At 67.0% G+C, this 21000-nt stretch carries 19 protein-coding genes; 5 read left to right on the top strand and 14 right to left on the bottom strand.

All coding sequences use genetic code 11. The features are described 5' to 3' along the window. The first annotated feature begins 105 nt into the window (after positions 1 to 105). The 4 genes from CA237_RS13195 (at position 106) to CA237_RS13180 (ending at position 5414) form a co-directional block, all read left to right on the top strand. Positions 106 to 360: a hypothetical protein gene (locus CA237_RS13195; protein WP_066694093.1), complete on the top strand. Its 255-nt coding sequence runs from the start codon at positions 106 to 108 to the stop codon at positions 358 to 360. 405 nt (positions 361 to 765) lie between these two features. Then, on the top strand, positions 766 to 2214 hold the full coding sequence (locus tag CA237_RS13190; RefSeq protein WP_233420140.1) for an ISNCY family transposase: 1449 nt from the start codon (positions 766 to 768) through the stop codon (positions 2212 to 2214). Positions 2215 to 2517: 303 nt separating this feature from the next. Then, a complete protein-coding gene (locus tag CA237_RS13185; RefSeq protein ID WP_084401826.1) occupies positions 2518 to 4272 on the top strand; it encodes a copper resistance system multicopper oxidase in 1755 nt (584 codons plus the stop codon). Further along, positions 4269 to 5414, top strand: coding sequence for a copper resistance protein B (locus CA237_RS13180; RefSeq protein ID WP_066694056.1), 1146 nt, complete (start codon positions 4269 to 4271; stop codon positions 5412 to 5414). Before CA237_RS13185 ends, CA237_RS13180 begins: the two co-directional genes overlap by 4 nt. Positions 5415 to 5795: 381 nt before the next feature. Here the strand turns inward: CA237_RS13180 and CA237_RS13175 are convergent, their stop codons facing one another. The 9 genes from CA237_RS13175 to CA237_RS13135 form a co-directional block, all read right to left on the bottom strand. Further along, positions 5796 to 5936, bottom strand: a complete 141-nt coding sequence (locus CA237_RS13175) for an entericidin A/B family lipoprotein (RefSeq protein WP_084401825.1) — start codon at positions 5934 to 5936, stop codon at positions 5796 to 5798. Between the two features lie 62 nt (positions 5937 to 5998). Continuing rightward, complete coding sequence (locus CA237_RS13170) at positions 5999 to 6910, bottom strand: hypothetical protein (RefSeq protein WP_066694054.1); 912 nt, start codon at positions 6908 to 6910, stop codon at positions 5999 to 6001. 31 nt (positions 6911 to 6941) lie between these two features. Next, complete coding sequence (locus CA237_RS13165) at positions 6942 to 7121, bottom strand: hypothetical protein (RefSeq protein WP_066694052.1); 180 nt, start codon at positions 7119 to 7121, stop codon at positions 6942 to 6944. Continuing rightward, a complete protein-coding gene (locus CA237_RS13160) occupies positions 7118 to 8635 on the bottom strand; it encodes a PAS domain S-box protein (protein WP_066694089.1) in 1518 nt (505 codons plus the stop codon). The genes CA237_RS13165 and CA237_RS13160 overlap by 4 nt, the downstream gene beginning before the upstream one ends. A gap of 8 nt (positions 8636 to 8643) precedes the next feature. Further along, positions 8644 to 9009, bottom strand: coding sequence for a hypothetical protein (locus CA237_RS13155; protein ID WP_066694050.1), 366 nt, complete (start codon positions 9007 to 9009; stop codon positions 8644 to 8646). A gap of 34 nt (positions 9010 to 9043) precedes the next feature. Further along, complete coding sequence (locus tag CA237_RS13150; RefSeq protein WP_066694048.1) at positions 9044 to 9364, bottom strand: hypothetical protein; 321 nt, start codon at positions 9362 to 9364, stop codon at positions 9044 to 9046. 96 nt (positions 9365 to 9460) lie between these two features. Then, positions 9461 to 9655 (bottom strand): hypothetical protein, encoded by a 195-nt coding sequence (locus CA237_RS13145; protein WP_066694046.1) that lies wholly within the window; start codon positions 9653 to 9655, stop codon positions 9461 to 9463. Positions 9656 to 9898: 243 nt separating this feature from the next. Further along, positions 9899 to 12214, bottom strand: coding sequence for a 3-hydroxyacyl-CoA dehydrogenase/enoyl-CoA hydratase family protein (locus CA237_RS13140; protein WP_066694044.1), 2316 nt, complete (start codon positions 12212 to 12214; stop codon positions 9899 to 9901). Continuing rightward, positions 12214 to 13347, bottom strand: a complete 1134-nt coding sequence (locus CA237_RS13135) for a thiolase family protein (RefSeq protein WP_126014338.1) — start codon at positions 13345 to 13347, stop codon at positions 12214 to 12216. The genes CA237_RS13140 and CA237_RS13135 overlap by 1 nt, the downstream gene beginning before the upstream one ends. Positions 13348 to 13442: 95 nt before the next feature. On the opposite strand from CA237_RS13135, the gene CA237_RS13130 reads away from it, so the two are divergent. Next, on the top strand, positions 13443 to 13847 hold the full coding sequence (locus CA237_RS13130; protein ID WP_066694042.1) for a MerR family DNA-binding transcriptional regulator: 405 nt from the start codon (positions 13443 to 13445) through the stop codon (positions 13845 to 13847). Positions 13848 to 14044: 197 nt separating this feature from the next. Here CA237_RS13130 and CA237_RS13125 read toward each other — a convergent pair whose 3' ends face one another. The 5 genes from CA237_RS13125 to CA237_RS13105 all read right to left on the bottom strand — a co-directional run bounded on the left by CA237_RS13125 (position 14045) and on the right by CA237_RS13105 (position 20895). Next, the gene (locus CA237_RS13125; RefSeq protein WP_066694039.1) at positions 14045 to 16756 is read right to left on the bottom strand and encodes a TonB-dependent receptor; all 2712 of its coding nucleotides are present in this window, start codon (positions 16754 to 16756) and stop codon (positions 14045 to 14047) included. Positions 16757 to 17023: 267 nt separating this feature from the next. Then, a complete protein-coding gene (locus CA237_RS13120; protein WP_066694084.1) occupies positions 17024 to 17794 on the bottom strand; it encodes a DUF3800 domain-containing protein in 771 nt (256 codons plus the stop codon). 186 nt (positions 17795 to 17980) lie between these two features. Continuing rightward, the gene (locus tag CA237_RS13115) at positions 17981 to 18166 is read right to left on the bottom strand and encodes a hypothetical protein (RefSeq protein ID WP_066694036.1); all 186 of its coding nucleotides are present in this window, start codon (positions 18164 to 18166) and stop codon (positions 17981 to 17983) included. Between the two features lie 579 nt (positions 18167 to 18745). Then, positions 18746 to 19822: a sn-glycerol-3-phosphate ABC transporter ATP-binding protein UgpC gene (ugpC, locus tag CA237_RS13110; protein ID WP_066694035.1), complete on the bottom strand. Its 1077-nt coding sequence runs from the start codon at positions 19820 to 19822 to the stop codon at positions 18746 to 18748. Further along, a complete protein-coding gene (locus CA237_RS13105; protein ID WP_066694033.1) occupies positions 19819 to 20895 on the bottom strand; it encodes a LacI family DNA-binding transcriptional regulator in 1077 nt (358 codons plus the stop codon). The genes ugpC and CA237_RS13105 overlap by 4 nt, the downstream gene beginning before the upstream one ends. Between the last annotated feature and the right edge of the window lie 105 nt (positions 20896 to 21000).

Here is a 21000-nt window from a genome sequence, read left to right as displayed (position 1 = left end):
ATCAGGGTAAGCAATTGTCTCGTTCACACTTGGCGGAAAACTCGATTGGAGACGGTGGGGTCCGGCGGCGATGACGGCGATGCGCCGAAGCGCTATGGCCGGGCGATGGCCCGCAAGAAGCGCATCCTGAGAGCGACCATGGCCGATGGCTGGGTCAAGACCATCGGCCCGACCAACGCGCCCTTCACCCATTTCTGGCGGATCGTCGCCACGCTCGAAAATGGCAAGACCGAGGTCTTCTGGGGCCATGCCGCGTCGCTGAAGGAAGCGACCGGCAAGCGCGCCGCGACGCAGGACGCCGCCCGGCAACGGGGCTGGCGCGACTATGCGTTCGAGGTGGTGGAGCTCGAGGAAGGGTGAACTTACCCCAAACCGTCGCCCCAGCGAAGGCTAGGGGCCTCCAGCGGCTCCTGTGACGTGCTACCAACGAGAGATCCCAGCCTTCGCTGGGATGACGTCTGGTCAAGCTCGGACGATCCGGACCCCTTTGTCACGCCCGGCTGCACGGAAATGACGAACGAAGCCTTACCCACAGCGTCACCCCGGGCTTGACCCGGGGTCCCGCTTCTTCTTCCCTCCGACCGTCGAGAGAAAGCGGGACCCCGGATCAAGTCCGGGGTGACGAAGGGGCAAACGATCACCCAAACCCATCCCGTCTTTACATAATCATTCTTATCGGAACCGGGTAATGTAGGTGCTAAGTAGAAATGACACTCCTCCGCTAGATAGAAAAGGCACAACGAGTGCCAGCGGGTCGCCGGTGTCATGGCCATCCTCGGCAGCGAGGATGTGCAAGCGATGACGGTGCTGACAATGAGTGCTGCCGAGGTGAGCCGGTACGACACGCTGATGCGGCTCGACCGCGGTGAGATCAGGGTGGCGGACGCGATGGCGCTGCTGAGGCTTGAGCGTCGACAGATCTACCGGTTGCTGGAGCGACTTCGGCAGGACGGCGCAGCCGGGCTCATATCCCGCAAGCGTGGGCGTCCGAGCAACCGGCGTTACGGCGATGCCGTTCGTGATCAGGTCGTCAGCCTCGTGCGCGAGCAGTATAGCGGCTTCGGGCCGACGCTCGCGCGCGAGTATCTGGCCGAGCGGCACGGCATCCGAATCTCGTGCGAGACGCTGCGGCAGATGATGATGGCAGCGGGGCTGTGGAAGGACCGCGCAGCGCGCCGCCCTCGCCCGTACCAGCCGCGTTATCGGCGGGACTGCCGCGGCGAGCTGATCCAGGTCGACGGGTCCAAACACTGGTGGTTCGAGGACCGGGGCCCGCAATGCACGCTGCTGGTCTATATCGACGATGCGACCAGCGAGCTGATGCACCTGGAGATGGTGGAGAGCGAGAGCACCTTCTCGTATATGCGGGCGACGCGCAGCTATATCGAGCGCCATGGCAAACCCGTGGCCCTTTACTCCGACAAGCACAGCGCGTTTCGCAACAACACGGCCTCGGCGAACGGCGACGGCATGACCCATCTCGGGCGGGCGTTGCACGCGCTCAACATCGAGATCATCTGCGCCAACTCGCCGCAAGCCAAGGGGCGCGTCGAGCGCGCGAACGGCACGTTGCAGGACCGGCTGGTCAAGGCGATGAGACTGGAGGGCATCTCCACCATCGACGAAGCCAATGCCTTCCTCCCCTCCTACATGGCCCGGCACAACCGGCAGTTCGCCAGGACCCCGTTCGACCCGCGCGATCTGCACCGCCCGCTGGCGCCGCACGAGAACATCGAGGCAGAGATGGTGTGGCGCGAGCAGCGCACGGTGACCGCGGCGCTGACGCTGCACTACAACAAGGCGCTGTTCATCCTGGAGCCGAACCGGACCAGCCAGGCGCTGGCGCGCAAGCGGGTGGAGGTTTGCGAGTATCCTGACGGACGGATCGAGATCCGGCACGACGGGCAGGCCTTGCCCTATCGCGTGTTCGACAAGATGCGGCGGGTGAACCAGGCAGCAGTGGTCGACAACAAGCATCTCGACGCGGCGCTGGCGATGGCGCGGCTCCTGCAGGAAACGGCGCCACACCACCGCAAGCGGAACAACAACGAGCCGGCGCGGACGGCGCAGACTGGCGGCATGTTCGCCGCGTCGGCTGTTGCGACCGCATCGAAGGTGGATCGCCGCACGCTCTGCACGCCGAAACTGAAGCGCGGGCCGCGCCTTTCCGAGACGGAACTCGTCGCGCGCGGACTGGCCGAATACGCTGGCTGAGTCCGGGTCACGCCACCCCACCCCAGGAACCTGCCTGACTGTCTGCATTCTGGTGTGACCGAGCCCGCTGCTGGCGCAGCGGGTCCGTCGCCCTTCCCTCGAAACTCACCGCATCAGCGGGGTCAGCGCTGCGCTTGTGGATGGCTCCACGCTGCCCCCGCTGCTACCAGCCGTGTGTCATTTCTATTTGGGGCAGAATGTGTCTTTTCTAATCAGCGGGAACAGGTAACGCTTGCCGTTCGCTGCCCGAACCGCCACAAAACCGGCGGGCCGCGCCGCTGCCCGTGTCGTCAGGAGTCCCTCATGTCCCCCCTTCTCGACCGCCGCCAGCTGCTGCGCGGTGCCACGCTCGGCGGCGCGCTGACGATGGCCTGTCCGGCATGGGCACAGAGCGGATCGCCGGGGACCGCCACGCCGTTGCCGAGCGTGTCGGGCGACGACATCACGCTGACCATCGGCCATGCGATGCGCCGGATCGACGGCCGCGCCGCCCATGCGATCGGCATCAACGGCACCAGCCCCGCCCCGCTGGTCCGCCTGCGCGAGGGGCAGAAGGCGCGCATCAACGTCGTCAACACGCTCGACGAGCCAAGCTCGATCCACTGGCACGGACTGCTGCTGCCGTTCCAGATGGACGGGGTGCCCGGCATCTCCTTCCCCGGCATCGCGCCGCGTTCGTCCTTCACCTATGAATTCCCGGTGATCCAGAGCGGCACCTATTGGTATCACAGCCATTCGGGACTGCAGGAGCAGGAGGGGCTGTACGGCCCGATCGTGATCGACCCGCGCGAGGCGGACCCGGCGGCGTTCGACCGCGAGCATGTCATCGTTCTGTCCGACCACAGCTTCCGCCACCCGCACGTCCTGTTCGACCGGCTGAAGAAGGAGCCGGGCTATTTCAACCGCCAGCGTCAGACGCTCGCCGGTCTCCTCGCCGGCCGCGACCAGTCGGAGAAGGAGCGCGCGATGTGGGGCGCGATGCGGATGGACCCGGCCGATATCGCCGACGTGACGGGGTCGACCTACACCTATCTCGTCAACGGCCATGGCCCTGAGGACAATTGGACCGCGCTGTTCACGCCGGGCGAGCGGGTGCGGCTGCGCTTCATCAATGCCTCGGCCATGACCACCTTCAACGTGCGGATACCCGGCCTGCGCATGCGGATCGTCGCCGCCGACGGGCTGAACGTGCAGCCGGTCGAGATCGACGAATTCCAGTTCGGCCCGGCCGAGACCTATGACGCGATCGTCGTGCCGGGCGACGGCAACGCCTATACGCTGGTGGGCGAGAGCATCGACCGCTCGGGAATGGCCCGCGCCACCCTCGCGCCTCGTATCGGCATGACCGCCGCCGTCCCGCCGCTGCGTCTCCGTCCGCTCGCCACGATGCAGGACATGGGGATGGACCATGGGAGCATGGCGGGCATGGATCACGGCGCGATGGACCATGCGGCGATGGGCCACGCCGCCCCCACCCCTGCTGCCGGCCACGACATGGCCGACATGAAGATGCGCGATTTTTCGGGTGCACCGCAGGTGCGCAAGGGACCGGGGGTGCAGACCATCTCCCCCATGCCGGTCGACCGCACCGGCGATCCGGGACAGGGCCTCGAAGACGTCGACCACCGCGTGCTGACCTATCGCGATCTCGTCGCGCTGGAGCGCAACCCCGACACCCGCGCGCCCGACCGCGAGGTCCGGCTGCACCTGACCGGCAATATGGAGCGCTATATGTGGGGCTTCGACGGCGAAAAGCTGTCGGAAAACCCCGATCCGATCGCGCTGCGCCATGGCGAGCGGGTGCGCGTGACGCTTATCAACGACACGATGATGGGCCATCCGATCCATCTCCACGGCCATTTCTTCGAACTGGTCACCGGCAAGGGCGACCATGCCCCGCGCAAGCATACCGTGCTGGTCCAGCCCGGCGGCACGGTCAGTTGGGACGTTACGGCTGAGGAAGGCGACTGGGCGTTCCACTGTCACATGCTCTACCACATGCATGCCGGCATGATGCGCGTGGTGCAGGTTCGTCGCGATGCGGAGGCGTCGGCATGATCCGCGCGCTGTTGCTGGCCGGCGCCGTGCTCGCCCCCGCCCCGGCGATCGCGCAGGCGATGGATCATTCGATGCACATGCCCGGCGTGGTGATGCCTGCGCGTCCCGCCGCCAAACCGGCGCGCAAGCCCGCCGCGAAGCGCAAGCCCACGCGCCCCGCCCCGGCCAGACGGAAGCCCCCCGCGACCCCGACGGCACCCGATCCCCATGCGGGCCACGACATGTCCGCGATGCAGCCGGGCACGGCGGCGGACCCGCATGCCGGTCACGCCATGCCGGGCATGACGATGCGGCCGCCCGCCACCGATCCGCACGCCGGACACGACATGTCGGGCATGACCATGCCGGACCCGCAAGCCGATGACATGGCAACGGGCGCGACCGGCACCGACCTGCCGCCGGGAAACAGGCCCGCTCCCGCACCGGCGCGCGATCATCTTGCCGACCGCTTCTGGGGCGCGCAAGCGATGGCCGCCGCCCGCGACAATGCCCTGCGCCGCGAACATGGCGGCATGACCTTCGCCATGGGCCTTGCCGACCTCGCCGAGGTGCAGTTGCGCAAGGGCCGCGACGGCTATCGCTGGGAAGGTCAGGGCTGGATCGGCGGCGACATCCACCGGCTGTGGCTCAAGTCTGAGGGCGAAGGCGAATTCGGCAGCGCGGTCGGCCACGCCGAAGTGCAGGCGCTCTACTCACGCGCGCTCGATCCCTACTGGAATCTGCAGGCCGGCATCCGCCACGACATTCGCCCGCACCCGTCGCGCACCTATGCGACCGTCGGTATCGAGGGGCTGGCCCCAGGCTGGTTCGAGGTCGGCGGCGCGCTGTTCCTGTCGACCAAGGGCGAACTGCTTGGCCGGATCGAGGGCTATTACGACCAGCGCATCACCAATTACGTCACGCTGCAACCCCGGATCGAGGCGAACCTGTCGGCCCAGGACGTCGCGGCGACCGGCACCGGCGCCGGGCTGTCGACGATGGAGGCGGCCGTGCGCCTGCGCTACGAAGGGGTACGCGAGTTCGCGCCCTACATCGGCGTCGCGTGGGAACGCCGGTTCGGCCGGACCGCGCGGTTCGGTCGCGCAAGGGGTGACGATACCGGGGGCGTTAGTTTTGTCTTCGGCGTGAGAGCGTGGTTCTAACCTTCGGCCCGTCCGCCTGAAACGTCACCCCAGCGAAGGCTGGGGTCTCCAGCGGCTCCTGCGACGTGCTGTCAACGAGAGATCCCAGCCTTCGCTGGGATGACGTCTGGTTCAGCTCGGCCGTCCGGACCCGCCCGTCGTCACTCCCGCGCAGGCGGGAGTCCATAGACGCCAGCGTCGCGGATCAAGCTGGACCGGCAGCGACAATGGATTCCCGCCTGCGCGGGAATGACGAAGGCAGCCCCACCCACAACGTCACCCCGGACTTGATCCGGGGTCCCGCTTCTTCTTCTACGGCAGGAATAAGCGGGACCCCGGGTCAAGCTCGGGGTGACGACAAGGAAAAACGGCGCGATGGTCACCCACCGCGCCGTCCTGCCGTCACTTCTTGTCCTGGCCCGATGCGCCGGACACGGCCGATCCGGCCGAACGCAGGTCCTTGCCCGCGCCGTTGACGGTATTGCACGCGCCCAGCGTTACCGACGCGGCGAGGACGAGGCCGAGGGCGATCTTCTTGGTCATGTCGTTTCTCCCATGCAGGAAAGGATGCGGCGGACCGAGATACGCCGGCCCGCCGCGCACACTCAGTGCAGCCGGCGGCGGGTCGCCGCGGTTGCACCGAAACCGGCCGCCGCCGCGCCGATCAGCAGCGCGAGGACGAGGACGAACGAGGTGCCGGCGGCGGCGCCCGCGGCCTTGTCGGTCGCCGACTTGGCGGTGGCGACGGCCTCGTTCTTGGTCTGGACGAACTGCTGCTTGGCGCGGGTCACCTGCGCCTGCGCCTCTTCGCGGCTGATCTTGCGCTGCGCGGCGACCACGTCGACGATGCGGCTCTCGGCCTGCTGGCCCTCGGCACCGCCGCGGGCGAGCGCGGGCAGCTGGCGGGCGATTTCGGCCTGCGCCTGTTCCTGGGTCATCTGCGCCGGATCGTTGGGCGCATCCGACAGGTACGCGGCGGCTTCGCTGCGCACGTCGCGCGCGGCTTCCTGCACGTCCTGCCCGTCGACGCCGGCGGCCGATGCGGCGACCGGAGCGGCCGACGCCACGGCACCCACCGCATTGCCCGCCGTGCCCGCGACCGCGCCGACCGTGCGGAACGCGCCGCCGATGATGCCGCCGACCGCCGAGGTCAGCAGGTACAGCGTCAGGATCAGCGTGACGCCCCACACGACCAGGCCATGGACCAGCGCGTCGAAGCGTTCATGCACGCCCGCTACCCGCGCCGCGGCATAGCCGCCCGCGCCCAGTGCGACGACGGTCGTGATCAGCCAGTAGATGCCGGCGCCGATGCCGAATCCGGCCGCCCCCGGCGTGGTGCCTTCGACCGGATCGACCATGCTCAGGCCGATCCCGGCGCCGAGAATGCCGAGCACCAGCTGCACCGCCACCGCGATGACGACGCCGGCGAACACCGCACCCCAGGACAGCCGCGTCGCGGTCTTGCCCAGGCGCGTCTCGTCGACCGGCGCGAAGCCGTTGGAAATATTGGTAGCCATGTTGTCTCCTGTTGAAACTCTTGCGGGCGCGTCAGCGCGCGTCCGGCAAATCCTTCCCGGCGTCCGGGTCGGCGTCGGGGTCCTGCTTGCGCTTCGCCCCGTCGCGCCGGGCGCCGTCATCGCCCATCAGCGTGCCCATCGCCTCCAGCACCGAAGCCCGGGTTCGGTCGGCCGCCTTCTTGTCGGGCGACCGGTCGTCATGGTCGGTCATGATGTCGCCTCCTGTTCGATGTTCCGGTCGAGCGCGTCGCCGTCGAAGCCGCGCGCGCGGGCCCAGGCGACGGCGGCGATGCGGCGGTTGACGCCGATCTTGGCATAGATGCGCGCGACATGGTTGCGCACGGTATTGCCCGACACATCCAGCGTCCGCGCGATCGTCTTGTCGTCGCACCCGCGACAGATCAGCGCCAGCACCTCGCGTTCGCGCGGCGTCAGGTCGTCGAGGCCGGGGCCGTCATTGGCCGCCTGCGGCGTGCGCAGCCGGGCCAGCTTCTCCATGATCGATCGGCTGAACCAGCTGGTGTCCTTCATCACCGCCTCGATCGCCTCGACCAGTTCCAGCTCGGTCGCCTTGCGCTGGGTGATGTCCTGGAACGCCCACAGCACGCACGCATCGTCGCCCAGGCGGATCGCCTCGGTCGAAATCAGGCAGTCGATGATCGCGTTGTCCTTGGCATGGATGCGCGCCTCATGCCCGCGCAGGTCGCGGCCGGCGTCGATCGCCTGCTCGATGCCCTTGCGCACCTCGCCGCTTTCCCACAATTCGACCTCGCCCAGCGGCCGGCCGATGATCTCGTCCGCGTCATAGCCGGTCATCGCGGTGAAGCTGGCATTGACCCCGCACAGCAGATGCCCGTCGCGCGCACCGATCGCCATCGGCACCGGCGCCAGCTGGAACATCCGGGTGAAGCGCTCCTCGCTATGGCGCAGCGCCGCTTCCGCCGTGCGCCGCGGTTCGAGGTCGGCGAAGGTGAACAACATGCACGGCTGATCGCCCATATCGATCGGCTGTCCCGCGACGATGACCAGCTTGGTCCCGCCGCCGGGCAGTTCCAGCTCGGCCTCCATCTGCGGGATGGTGCGCCCTTCGCTCAGCCGTTCCTTGGCAAGGTCGCGCCGCTCGGCCGCGCGCAGCACGTCGATATCGTACACCGTCTTCGCCAGCACCTGTTCGCGTTCGAACCCGGTCATGTCGAGGAACCCCTGATTGACCTTCACGAAGCGCAGGTCGCGCAGGCGACAGATGACGGCGGGGGCGGGATTGGCGTTGAACGACTGTTCGAACCGGTCCTCCGCTTCATATTGCGCCGACACGTCCTGCAGGATCAGCACCAGGCACGCCGGTTCACCGTCGTCGCTGTCGTTCAGCACGAGGCTGCGCACCTGATGGACCCAGCGCGGCTCCTCCTCGCCCGCGACGGTCACCTCGACCACCACTTCGGAGAATCGGTCGCCCGCCACCACCCGCTCGAGCGGATAATCGTCCGCTTCGAGCCGGTGGTTGTTGCGATAGCGCAGCTGGAAGCGCGAGCGATATTCCTCGACCGTCGCGCCGAGGTCGGCAATGTCGCCGACCCCGTGCATCGCCAGCGCGGCATCGTTCGCCCACAGCAGGCTCTGGTCGGGATCGATCAGGATCACCCCCTCGTCGAGGCCCGCGACGATCTGGCGCAGATGGCGCAGATCGGCGGTCTCGCGCAGGGACTTGAACGCAGCCTCGCTCATGGGTCCGCTCAGCCGCGACGCCCGTGCAGCAGCCACGCCAGGCCATAGCCGAGCAGCGCGGCACCCGCCGCCCACAACAGCGGCTGATCCTCTACGGTGCGCTGCGCGACCTTGCCGCCCTGCTGCGCACGATCGGCGACCTGACGGCCGGCGGTCTTGAGCTTCGCCTGTGCCTCTTCGGCCAGCGCCGGGGCGCTTTCGATCGCATCCTCGATGATCGCGCGGACGCGGCCATAGCTGTGCTGCGCGCCGCCCGCGACCTGGTCGACCACGCCGTCGACCTGCAATCCGCGATGGTCGACCACGTCGCCGACCGCCTTCTCGACCTTGCCGGTCGCGTAGCGCACGCCGCCTTGGAACTCGTCCTTGTTCATGATGCTTGTCCTTTGTCGGATGGTTCGCGGGAAATCAGGGCAGGACGTTGCAGCCCGCCGCCGCCTTGCCGACCGCCAGCGCGATCGCCGGGTCCTTGATCTCGCCCGCCACGCGCACGAGGTCGCCGACCGTCAGCGCGGCCGGATTGGGATCGTCCTTCTTGTACGCGGCGGCGGCGCGGCCGAGCTGTTGCAGCTGGCCGAGCGACAGGTCGCCCTGCAGCCGCGTACCGACGCAATCGGCGCGCGCCTCGTCCAGCCCGTAACGCTGGAGCCCGGTCGAGATACGGGTCGCGGGCGCGGCACAGGCGCCCAGTGCCAAGGTGCCGAGCAGGGTAATCGCAACTGCCTTCATCGCCGGTCTCCCACGACACGGTCGCAGGGGTGCGACCGGTCAGGGCGCATCAACCTATCGGCAGGAACAGTGTTCCTGGTATCTTTGCGGGGTCGGCTAGTCCGAAACTACCATGACGATCAGCGCCGCCTGCTCCGCGTATAGCCGCGCCATCCGCAAATGGATCGCGCGTATTTCTATTTCGGCGGTATTCTCAGCAAGTTGCCGATGTACTTCCGCCCTGCCGAGCAGATAGGCGCGTTCCTCCAACGGGGACAGCGGAGCGAGCGGAGGACTGTCGGGGATGGCCATGCACCGATCCTATCGGTACGCTAGCGTTCCGGCTATCCTGCAGAAATACCCGTGGGGATGGTTGTTCGATACCCCCTGCCCGCTGGTGCCGGTAGAGCGTGCCCGTACCCCCGCGCAGGCGGGGGTCCAGAGCCACGCAACGCAACCGCTGCGTTCGGAACCCTGGACCCCCGCCTGCGCGGGGGTACTCTGGATGGATCAAGCCCGGGGTGGCGGTCGGACCAGGGGGCGAACCCCTGCCCATCAATTCCGGAGCGGCTTCCCCGTCTGCAGCACATGGGTCACCCGGTCCTGCGTCCGCGTGTCGCGCATCGCGTCGAGGAACACACGGCGCTCCAGCGTCAGCAGCGCCTCTTCGGTCACGACATCGATGATGTCGGTATCGCCGCCGGTCAGCACCTCGGCGACGCGGCCCGACACGACCTCGTCATAGGGCGTCGCCAGCCCCTTCGCCCGGAACCCGCGCACGACATCGGCAATCGCGATCCGGCCGCTTTCGCCGGGCAGGCGATACACCGGCGGCTCGGGCGGCGTGTACCCATCGACCAGCGCCAGCGCCCTGGCCTTCGCATCGGCCAGCAACCGGTCGCGGTTCATCGTAATGCCGTCCGACGCCCGCAGGAAGTGCAGCTCGCGCGCCTCGGCCGCCGACTTGGACACCTTGGCGGTCGAGATCGTCTCGAACGCGACGCCCACCGCCGGCATCGGCCCGCGCGGGGTGCCCTTGGCCTTCGCGATCCGGTCGAGCAACTCGCCATGTCCGCCCCATCCGGGGACGAGGCCGGCGCCCGCCTCGACCAGGCCCATATAGGTTTCGGCATGCGCCTGGATCGCATCGGCATGCAGCGAAATCTCGCACCCGCCGCCCAGCGCCATGCCGGCCGGCGCCGCGACCACCGGGAAGGGCGCGTATTTCAGCGCCTTGAACGTGGCCTGCCCGCCGCCGATCATCTGTTCGATCTGCTCCCACGCGCCGGACTTCACCGCCCACAGCGCAAGGAACAGATTGGCCCCGACCGAGAAATTCGCCGCATCGGTGTAGAGTACCAGCGCCTTGAACCGCTCGCGCACGACCGCGATCGTCTCGTTCAGCAGCGCGACCACCTTGTCGTCGAGCGCGTTGCTCTTGCCCGTGAACTCGAAGCAGACGACCCCGTCGCCGACGTCCCACAAGGCCGCCGATTCGTTGCGCAGCACCGGCTCCGACCGCAGCTTGACGTCTTCGAGCAGCAGCACGCCCTCGCCGCGCACCACATCGGCGTAAGCGCCGTCGCGCGTCAGATATTGCCGCTGGCCGCCCTCGACCCGGTAGAATGTCCGGTCGCCCACGGTGTCGAGGATCGCCGGCACCGCACGCCCTTCGGCCCGTAGCCGCGCCGCCAGCTTGCCCGCGCCGATCCGGTCGATCAGCTCGAACGGGCCATATTTCCAGTTATAGCCGAGCTTCATCGCATCATCGATCGCGACGATATCGTCGGCCGCCTCGCCCACCAGCATCGCGGCATAGGGCAGCACGCGCCCAAGGATCGCCCAGGCATAGTCGCCCGACGGCCCCTCCAGTTCGATCAGCTTGCCCAGATCCTTCGCGGCATCGGCGGGCAGGTCGGCGGGGGTCTGCAGTTCGCGATATTCGCCGGTGGCGAGGTCGATGGCATATTTGGTCCGCGTCGCCTTGTCGAAGCGGTAGAAACCGCCCTTGCCCTTGCGGCCGGTGAACCCCTCCGCGATCATCTTGTCGACCAGCGGCATCGGCCGCACCGTGTCGAAATAGGGATCGCCCTGCGGCAAGGTCGCGGTCAGGCTCTTGGACAAGAGCGGCATCAGGTCGATGCCGACCAGATCGACCAGCCCGAAGATGCCGGTCTTGGGCACGCCCATCGGCCGGCCCCCGATCTGGTCGGCCTGTTCGACGGTCAGCCCCAGATCCATCGCCGCGTTGATCGCGACCGCCAGCCAATAGGTGCCGATGCGGTTGGCGATGAAGCCCGGCGTATCCTTCGCCCGCACGATCCGCTTGCCGAGGTTGCGGTCGACGAAATCCTCGACCCTGCCCGCGACCGCCGGGTCGGTATCCTTGCCCCGCACGATCTCGATCAGCCGCATATAGCGCGGCGGATTGAAGAAATGGGTGATGAGGAAATCGGCGCGGAACCCCTCGCTGCGTCCCGCGACCAGATGGTCGAGCGGGATGGTCGAGGTGTTGGACGACACCGCCGTGCCGGGGCGCTTCAGCGCCTCGATCCGGGCATAGAGCGACTGCTTGATATCCAGTCGCTCGACGATCGCCTCGACGATCCAGTCGCATTCGGCGATGCGGTCGAGATGGTCGTCGATATTGCCGGTTTCGACCAGCTTCGCCGCCGATTTCGACATGAACGGCGCGGGATCGGTCTTGAGCATGCGCGCGACGGCACCCTTCGCCACCGCATCCCGGTCGGGACCGTCCTTGGCGATATCGAGCAGCAGCACCGGCACCCCGGCATTGGCGACATGCGCAGCGATGCCCGCCCCCATCACCCCTGCGCCGATGACGCAGACCTTGCGGATCGCCGTGTCCATCATGCGCGCTCCAGCACGGTGGCGATGCCCTGCCCGCCGCCGATGCACTGGGTCGCCAGCGCATAGCGCTTGCCCTCGCGCGCCAGCAGCGCCGCCGCCTTGCCGACGATCCGCGCGCCGGTCGCGCCCAGCGGATGCCCGATCGCGATCGCCCCGCCGTCGAGGTTGATCGCCTCGTCCTTGATGCCGAGATCGCGGATGCAGGCGATCGCCTGCGCCGCGAACGCCTCGTTGATCTCGACCACATCGATATCGCTGACGCTCAGCCCCGCGCGCTCCAGCGCCTTTTTCGACGCGCCGATCGGGCCGAGGCCCATCGTCTCGGGCGCGCAGCCCGAAATGCCGATCGACTTGATCCGGGCGAGGATGGTCAGCCCATGCTTCGTCGCGAACTCCTCCGACGTCACCAGCACCGCACTCGCCCCATCGGTCAGCGGCGACGAGGTGCCGGCGGTGACCGACCCGTCCTGCCGGAAGGCGGGCTTCAGGCCCGACAATGCCTCGGTGGTGGTGTCGGGGCGGATGGTGCCGTCCTCGCTGACCACCCCGCCCTTGGTCTGGATCGGGATGATTTCTTGCGCGAGCCGGCCTTCGCTGCGCGCGGCGGCGGCCTTGCGCTGGCTGGCGACGGCGAAGACGTCCTGTTCGTCACGGGTGATCTGATACTGGGTCGCGACATTCTCGGCGGTGTCGCCCATGCCCATATAGGCGCCGGCGCTCTTGGCGGCGAGCGCCGGATTGGGCAGCGGGTTGTAGCCGCCCATCGGCACCCGGCTCATCGATTCGAGGCCGGCGCAGATGAACGCCTCGCCTGCCCCCACCTCGATCTGCCCGGCGGCAATATGGATCGCGCTCATCGACGATCCGCAGAAGCGGTTCACCGTCATGCCGCCGACCGACAGCGGCAGGTCGCCCAGCAGCGCCACCATCCGCGCGACGTTGAAGCCCTGTTCCCCTTCGGGAAAGGCGCAACCCATTACCACGTCCTCGATTTCCGCCGCATCGACGCCGGTGCGCTCGATCAGCCCGCGCACGACCTGCGCCGCCAGATCCTCGGGCCGCACCCGCGCCAGCGCGCCCTTGCCCGCCAGATGAAAGGGAGAACGAACATAGCCTGCGATTACGGCCTTCATCGACGCGATCCTTCCCGAATGTCGGTCCATGTCTGCCATGGACATATGCCCCATAGGATAGCTATGTTACCTATAGGGTAGATGGACGCGATGCAATGGCCGACGGGGACGCAGCGATGGATGGTGAACTGAGCGGCATCCACGCCGTCGCCGACACGCTGGGCATCACCCCGCGCACGCTTCGCCTGTATGAAGACAAGGGGCTGATCCACCCGGTCCGCGTCGGCAACAACCGCGCCTACAGCCACCGCGACATCGTGCGGATGCGCCTGATCCTGCGCGGCAAACGGTTGGGCTTCACCCTGCGCGAAATCCAGGAGTTTCTCGATCTCTACAGCAGCGACGCGGGCAACGACGAACAGATGCACGCGCTTGCCGACCGCTGCCGCACCCGCATCGACGCGCTGAACCTGCAACGCCAGGCGCTCGAACAGACGGTGGCGGAACTGGAGGAACTCGAACAGACCGCCCGCGCCAATCTGTGCCGGTCGGCGCGGTAGGGCGGAACCCCACCACCAACCGTATCCCCGCGCAGGCGGGGATCCAGGGCAACGCACGATACCGCCGGTGGCTCTGGACCCCCGCCTGCGCGGGGGTACGGTCGGGGCAGCGGACGACATACGCCAAACCTACCGACGTCACCCCGGGCCTGACCCGGGGTCCCGCTTCTTCGACAGCGCCCCCTTCGGCCAACCCCTCAAAAATTCAACCGAACCCCCAGCGCGTAGCGCGGGCCATAGGTTTCGAACGAGATCACCCGCTCCTTGTACACCGAATACAGAAACGTCTTTTCGTTGAACAGGTTGAGCCCCTGCGCGAACAGCGTCAGCTTGTCGTTGACCGCATAGTTGATGCTCGCGTCCCAGATGCCGTACGCATCGACATTCACCGGCTGCCCGCGATTGCCCTGTTCGGTCTGCTGATACGCGTTGCGCCAGTTATACGCGATCCGCGCCTGCAGCGGCCCCTTCTCATAAAAGGCCACCGCATTGTACGTCGTCGCGTCAGGATCGACGAGGCTGATATTCGCCTGCACGCCCAGCCCGTCGAGCGGTTCGGGCAGCCCGGTAAAGGTGTACTGGCCTGAAAACTCGATGCCCTTGTAGCTGCGGCTGCCGACATTTTCCGGCCGCGTCCGCCGGAAATCGAGGCCCTGCACCTGGATCGTCGTCGTCACCGATTCGGAGATGTTGCTCAGGTCCTTGGCGAACAGCGCGACGCTCAGGAAGCTGGAGCGGTCGAGATACCAGGTCAGCGCCGCATCGTAATTCCACCCGATCATCGGTTCGAGGCCGGGATTGCCGTCGGTGATCGCCCGTTCGCGCGGCCGCGGGTTGATGTTGCGGATTAGCAGCAGGTCGCTGAGCGTCGCGCGGGTCAGCGTCTTGGCGACCGCCGCCTGGAACACGACATCCTCGAACACGTCCAGCTTGAAGTTCGCGCTCGGCAGCAGCTGGCTGTACGACCCCTGCTCGCTGATCGGCTGCGGGTTGGACAGGTTGACGATCGGATCGCCCCCGCCCGCCGGCGTGGTGAAGCCCAATATCTCCTGCCCGAACCCGCGCGACGTCACCTCGGTGCGGGTATAGCGCAGCCCGATATTGCCGCTCCACGGCCGCGAGCCGAAATCGCCGCCGAACGATGCCTCGACATAGCCGCCGATGGTCCGCTCCTGCGCCGATCCGCTGTTACCCGGCACCGGGATCACGCCGAAGCCGCCGCCATTGGCCGCCAGCGCCGCGCGCGCCGCCGCCGGGTTCGCCAGCTGGTTGATCGCCGCATCGCTCAGCAGATATTTCGCGAGGTCGGCGGCGGCATAGGTCGGGTACGCGCTCTCGAACATGCCGGTGCCGAGGAAGTTGGTCGCATCCGCCGTGCCGGTGAACACACTCGACGGGATCGACACCCCGGCCCCGCAATACAGGCATTGCAGCGCATCGGGGGTCTTGAACGAAAAGCGCGATTTCTTGCGGTCCGAAAAGTTGAAGCCCCCCGAAATCCGCCGGAGGATGCCGCTGTCGACATTCCATTTCAGGTTCGTATTGCCCTGATAAATCTCGTCCTCGACGCTGACGCCCTCATAGGTCAGGAACCCGGCGCGCGCGTTCGACGTGTCGAGAATGTTGCCGAGGCCCGTATAGACCGGCATCCCCGTCGGCCCGATCGCGAACTTGACGCCGGCGGGCGAATAGCTGGGCGTCGCCAGGTTGCTTTCGAACCACGCCTGGTTGCCGCCGGTATCGTCGGTCGCCTTCGACCACGAAAAGTCGACCGTGCCGGTCAACCGGTCGGACGGAGTCCACGCCAGGTTCGCGCCCGCCTGATACGTCGTCGCAAGGCGCGGGCGAATCTGGTTGGTGAACATCGGCCCCGACGCGATGCCGGTATAGCTGGTGACGGTATTGTTCTGGTCGACCGTCGCCGCGGTCACGTCGCCGGGGCCGCCATAGACGAAGAACACCTTGTTATCGTCGTTCACGTCCAGCTTCGAATAGAGGCCGTCCAGCGTAAACAGCAGCGCGTCGCTCGCCCGCCACTGCGCGGTGAGCAGGCCCGACATCCGCTTGCGACTGGTGCGGTTGGTGCCCCATTCGACATAGGTCGGGATCGACACCCCGCGAAATTCGGGCGTGCCGTCCCTGTTCAGGTCGAGCGACTGGTTCGCCTCCCACCCGTCGGTGAAGATGCGCTTCCCCTCGATCTTGCGGTCGATGTACGAAAAGGCGCCGAGGATGCCGAAATCGCCGTCGCCGAACGTCTTGCTGAGCAGGCCTGAAAATTGCGGCGAGAACTGCCCGCGCAATTTGTCGTAATTGGCCTGCGCCGACAGCGCGATCTTGCCCTCTTTGAAATCGAACGGGCGCGCGGTGTACATGTCGACCGTCGCGGCGATTCCGCCCTCGATCTGCGACGCGGTCGGCGTCTTCGACACATCGACCCGGTTGATCAGCTCGGCGGGCAATATGTCGAAACTGAACTCGCGCCCCTGATTCTCAGTCGCGAGGATGCGGCCATTGTACAGCGCGCTGCTGAACGCCGGACCCAGGCCCCGCACGGTGATGAACTGGCCTTCGCCGTTGTCGCGTGAAATGGTGACGCCGGGAATACGCTGGATCGCCTCGGCGATATTCTGGTCGGGCAGCTTGCCGATATCGTCGGCGACGATCGAATCGACGATATTGTCGGCGTTACGTTTGATATCCGTCGCCCGCCGCAAGCTCTCGCGCAGGCCGGTGACGACGATGTCACCCTCCTCGCTCGCCACCGACGCATCCTGCACCGCGCCATCGGGCGCGGTCGGCGGTGGCGGCGCGGTCTGGGCGGGTACCTGCGCCAGCGCGGGCGTGGTGGCGAGCAAAATGGCCGACCCGGCCAGGCTGAGCAAGCGGAACCGCTTCACGGATGACATGCCGTATCCTCTCCCTATCGCTTCCGCGTCGCAGCCGTTCGTGCGGCCATCATCCGGAAGATTGAGGAGGTTTAACGATCAACCAACCGCGCGGCAAGCGGTCTTGTGCGGTGGCGTACCGTGGGGGTCGGGGCACCGGATGGATGCCTTCGCCGGCGTCCCTGTCCCGGGTCATGTCGTGGAGACTGCGGCATCGCCGTCATCCCGGACGCGACCCGGGTCGCGCTGCATGCCGGAGCGTCGCGAACGGGCGCGTGTCGCTCGCCTTCAAACGGTCGGGCGTGGGAAGGGATGCGCGGGCGGCCCCAACGATGCGAGCCGTGCGGCGGTCGCCGGCGCGATCCGTTCCTTCAATCCCGAACCCCCGGCGCCCGTCGGACCGAATCGGGCAAAATACGGCCGGATGAGATCATAGCCGCGCGAATCGCCCGATTGAAAATGGCGGAATATCCAATAGGCGATCAGATCGGCCATCTGGATCAGGCGCGACGCCTTGGAGTCGAGGAAGAGCGGCACCTCGGCGAAGTTCCGCAACTGGCCGCTGGCATGACCGACATGCTTGAAGACATGCGACAGCGACTGGATCTTCTCTTCGTAATTGCTCTTGTCGAGGATCACGATCCCCCGTTGCGGATTTCCCTGCTGGTACAGCGATCGCAGATAGCCGTCGAAACAGGTCGCGACGTCCTCGAACGCCGTCGCCAGAATGTCCTCCGGGTTCATCAGCGCCTTTTCGATGACGCAGGCGTAAACGCGCAGCTTGAGTTGCCGGTCGGATAGCAGGTTCAGAATGTCGACGACTGCCTGCACCCGGTCCTGCGGCGGAACGCCTTTCCAGTCGCCCTGCCCGCCGCGCATCGGGCTTCCGTGAAATTCGATGCTGCGCGGATCGGTCGCACTGAAGCGCGCCGCGACCGGATCGATCTGCCCTTCCAGCCAATGGGTCTGGCGCTCGAAGACGCTGAACCCGGCGAGTACGAAAAACTGCGTGCTCGGGTCATGGGCGTGCCCGGATTCATCGAGGTAGAGCAGGTGCACGGCCACATCCCGAAAAAAAAGCGGGCCCCGAAAGACCCGCCCTGCAACTGCCGAAATCGGTAAGCCAGGTGAAACAATCGTTCAGCGCACCAACGAATCAGCACTCCCAGCTTGCGGTGCAATATAGGCACCATTGCCAGAATGGCAAGATTCGCCCCAAATCGAACGACGTCGACCGCTACAGCCTCAGATCAGCTCCCACAGCGCATAACCGGTCAGCAGCACCGCCGCCGCCACCGACATGCCGAACAGGACATAGCCGATATAGTTCATGATCGCCGGGTTCGGGCGCTGGGCGCGCTTGTTGTGCGAGGCGGCCGACAGCACGAAGCTGGCCAGCAACCCGTAAGTGAACACCGCCGTCTCGACCATCGCGCGCCAGATCCTTGTGCCTGCATCGTGCGGCTGCCCCCCGGCCCGCCGCCTGCGTGGCTAAATCATAGCCTGGCCCGACTATCAATTGGTTAAGATGGAACCGATCGTCCGACAAAGGCGTTTCAGCCTGTTTTTCCATGTGCCAGGCCTTCCGCCGCGGTTCTTGGCGGTCGATGTCTCGCCTTATCATGCCGCGCGCTTGGCCGAAGCTGCCGGGTGCGTTCACGTGCTGGCGGGTGTAACCAGCGGGTCGAATAGCGGCTTCGGTTGCAGGGTTCACGCGGAGGCGCGGAGGCGCGGAGGCGCGAAGAAGAAGCAGAAGGTTAGATTTCGCGCAGAGGCGCAGAGGCGCGGAGAGGGTGCGTCCGGGGCCACCTTACCCGCGCCAGCGGCCTCGCCCTTGCCGACAGCGGGTGCAGTCGTCTGCCGATCGTGCGCGGTGGCAACAAACGCAACCCCTCCGCGCCTCTGCGCCTCTGCCCGAAATCTAACCTTCTTCTACCCCGACGCCGACGAAGACGCGAAAGGCCGCGCCCTCCGCGCCTCCGCGTGAATCAAACCCGGCCCGACACCGCCTCAATCGACCGCGTTGCCGTCCCCATCGAACACCAGCATCCGCGCCGGATCGGCATGGAGCGTGATCGCGTCCGCTACCGCATGATGCCCGTCCAGCTTCGCGCGGAACGCATCGCCCGACGGCAGCGCGCCATAGAGATAGGTCGAATGGCCCAGTGCCTCGACCGCCTCGATCGCCATCGGCAGCGCCAGGGCGTCGCCACCGCCCGTCAGCGTCACATGTTCGGGCCGCAGCCCCAGCGTCGCCCGCGCGCCCACCGCCAGCGCCGCCCCCCGGGCCGATCCGACGCGCAAACCCCCGGCCATGTCGAACAGGGTCACGCCCCCCTCGCGCCCGACCACCACCGCGTCGAACAGGTTGATCCGCGGGCTGCCGATGAAGCCGGCGGTGAAGACATTGGCCGGCCGGTCATACACTTCCAGCGGGGTGCCGACCTGCGCGATCCGCCCTTTGTCGAGGATCACGAGGCGGTCGGCCAGCGTCATCGCCTCGACCTGATCGTGCGTCACATAGATCATCGTCGCGCCCAGACGCCGGTGGAGCGCGGCCAGTTCGTGCCGCATCCGTACCCTGAGATCGGCGTCGAGGTTCGACAGCGGCTCGTCGAACAGGAAGAGGTCGGGATTGCGCACGATCGCGCGGCCGATCGCCACCCGTTGCCGCTGCCCGCCCGACAGCTGGTTGGGCATCCGGTCGAGCAGCGCGTCCAGTTCGAGCACCTGCGCGGCATGGGCGACCTGTTCGGCGATGGTCGCCTTGGCCACCCGCATATTCTTGAGACCGAAGCTCAAATTCTCACCGACTGTCATGTGCGGGTACAGCGCATAGGACTGGAACACCATCGCCACGCCGCGGTCCGACGCCGGCACCCGCGTCACGTCGCGCCCGCCGATGCGAATCTGCCCGCCGCTGACCGTCTCAAGCCCCGCGATCATCCTGAGCACGGTCGACTTGCCGCAGCCCGACGACCCGACCAGCACGACGAACTCGCCCGCCGCGACGTCCAGGTCGATGCCACGGATCGTGTCGACCCCGTCATAGGATTTGGTCAGCCCCTGAAGCTGCAATGCGCTCATTCGGTTTCCAGCTCCCATGCGGCGGCGCTGCTGTCGCCGCCCACGAATTCGGCGGCGATGCGGATCGGCGATCCGGCCTTGCCCGGTTCGCGCAGCAGGGCTTCGGCGGCGCGGCGGCCTTTCTCGAAGGCGTTCTGCCGGACGGTGGTCAACCGCAACCCCTCGCGCGGGCGGCCGGGCGGGTCGATCCCGTCATAGCCGGTCACCGACATGCGCCGCGGCACCGACAGCCCCAGCGCATCGCACCGCGCCATGACGCCATAGGCCAATCGGTCGGAGAAGCAGACCATCGCGGTCAGGTCGTGCTGCCGCCGGAGCAGCCGGTCGACTGCCCGCGCGCCGCCCTCCTCGTCGTTCGGCGTCTCGCACACGAGGATGCCCTTGGCCGGCACGCCCGCCGCATCGAACGCGTCGCGGCAGCCGAGCACGCGTTCGTGTACCACATGATTCTCGTCCGACACGTCGCGGTCGAGCGCGAACAGCTCGCCATGGTCCTGCGACCACGGAAAGGTGACGATGGCGATGTTGCGATGGCCAAGGTCGATCAGGTGCGAAACGACGCTGCGCATCATCTCGCGGTCGTTGGTCAGCACGCTCGGCAATTGCGGCGCGTCGAAGTCCACGACCACCGTCGGCAGCCCGCGCGCCAGCGCCTTGCGGATCGTCGGATGGCTCTTGTACGGCGCGTTCAGTATGTATCCGTCGACGATCGCGGTCAGATTGTCCAACCGTTCGGGATGCTTGTCCTTGAGCGGAATCAGGACGATGTTGGCGCCCTCCTCCTCGCACACCGACGATATGCCGCGCAGGAACGCGATGTCGTGCGCGTCGGTGAAAGCATAGCTCAGCTGGTCGTTGAACAGCACCCCGATCGCGCCGCACCGCCCGGTCCTGAGCGAGCGCGCCGCCGGGTTCGGCCCCTCATAGTGAACTTCCGCCGCATGGGCGAGGATCCGGTCGCGCAGCGCCGCCGACACCTTGGCCGGGTTGTTGTACGCATTCGACACCGACGTATGGGTGACGCCCAGATCGGACGCGATCGATTTCAACGTGGCACGTTTCGCGCGGGCCATGGTTCCTCTCCGGGTGGTGGTTCCACCGTCTTTCCCGACCACTAACCCGCCACCTTGACAGCCGCAACCACCAATGTTTAACGATAAACACGCCACCCGGCAAAC

The organism is Sphingomonas sp. ABOLH (assembly GCF_003951715.1).
Lineage (GTDB): Bacteria > Pseudomonadota > Alphaproteobacteria > Sphingomonadales > Sphingomonadaceae > Sphingomonas > Sphingomonas hankookensis_A.
This window is presented reverse-complemented; position numbering and strand designations above follow the sequence as displayed.

Excerpts from the sequence above, each read along its gene's own strand:
- CA237_RS13180 (WP_066694056.1), top strand. The coding sequence starts at position 4,269 with ATGATCCGCGCGCTGTTGCTGGCCGGCGCCGTGCTCGCCCCCGCCCCG.
- CA237_RS13185 (WP_084401826.1), top strand. The coding sequence starts at position 2,518 with ATGTCCCCCCTTCTCGACCGCCGCCAGCTGCTGCGCGGTGCCACGCTC.
- CA237_RS13115 (WP_066694036.1), bottom strand. The coding sequence starts at position 18,166 with ATGGTCGAGACGGCGGTGTTCACTTACGGGTTGCTGGCCAGCTTCGTG.
- CA237_RS13135 (WP_126014338.1), bottom strand. The coding sequence starts at position 13,347 with ATGAAGGCCGTAATCGCAGGCTATGTTCGTTCTCCCTTTCATCTGGCG.
- CA237_RS13150 (WP_066694048.1), bottom strand. The coding sequence starts at position 9,364 with ATGAAGGCAGTTGCGATTACCCTGCTCGGCACCTTGGCACTGGGCGCC.
- CA237_RS13125 (WP_066694039.1), bottom strand. The coding sequence starts at position 16,756 with ATGTCATCCGTGAAGCGGTTCCGCTTGCTCAGCCTGGCCGGGTCGGCC.
- CA237_RS13195 (WP_066694093.1), top strand. The coding sequence starts at position 106 with ATGGCCCGCAAGAAGCGCATCCTGAGAGCGACCATGGCCGATGGCTGG.
- ugpC (WP_066694035.1), bottom strand. The coding sequence starts at position 19,822 with ATGAGCGCATTGCAGCTTCAGGGGCTGACCAAATCCTATGACGGGGTC.
- CA237_RS13175 (WP_084401825.1), bottom strand. The coding sequence starts at position 5,936 with ATGACCAAGAAGATCGCCCTCGGCCTCGTCCTCGCCGCGTCGGTAACG.
- CA237_RS13170 (WP_066694054.1), bottom strand. The coding sequence starts at position 6,910 with ATGGCTACCAATATTTCCAACGGCTTCGCGCCGGTCGACGAGACGCGC.
- CA237_RS13140 (WP_066694044.1), bottom strand. The coding sequence starts at position 12,214 with ATGGACACGGCGATCCGCAAGGTCTGCGTCATCGGCGCAGGGGTGATG.
- CA237_RS13155 (WP_066694050.1), bottom strand. The coding sequence starts at position 9,009 with ATGAACAAGGACGAGTTCCAAGGCGGCGTGCGCTACGCGACCGGCAAG.
- CA237_RS13165 (WP_066694052.1), bottom strand. The coding sequence starts at position 7,121 with ATGACCGACCATGACGACCGGTCGCCCGACAAGAAGGCGGCCGACCGA.
- CA237_RS13190 (WP_233420140.1), top strand. The coding sequence starts at position 766 with ATGGCCATCCTCGGCAGCGAGGATGTGCAAGCGATGACGGTGCTGACA.
- CA237_RS13130 (WP_066694042.1), top strand. The coding sequence starts at position 13,443 with ATGGCCGACGGGGACGCAGCGATGGATGGTGAACTGAGCGGCATCCAC.
- CA237_RS13160 (WP_066694089.1), bottom strand. The coding sequence starts at position 8,635 with ATGAGCGAGGCTGCGTTCAAGTCCCTGCGCGAGACCGCCGATCTGCGC.
- CA237_RS13145 (WP_066694046.1), bottom strand. The coding sequence starts at position 9,655 with ATGGCCATCCCCGACAGTCCTCCGCTCGCTCCGCTGTCCCCGTTGGAG.
- CA237_RS13105 (WP_066694033.1), bottom strand. The coding sequence starts at position 20,895 with ATGGCCCGCGCGAAACGTGCCACGTTGAAATCGATCGCGTCCGATCTG.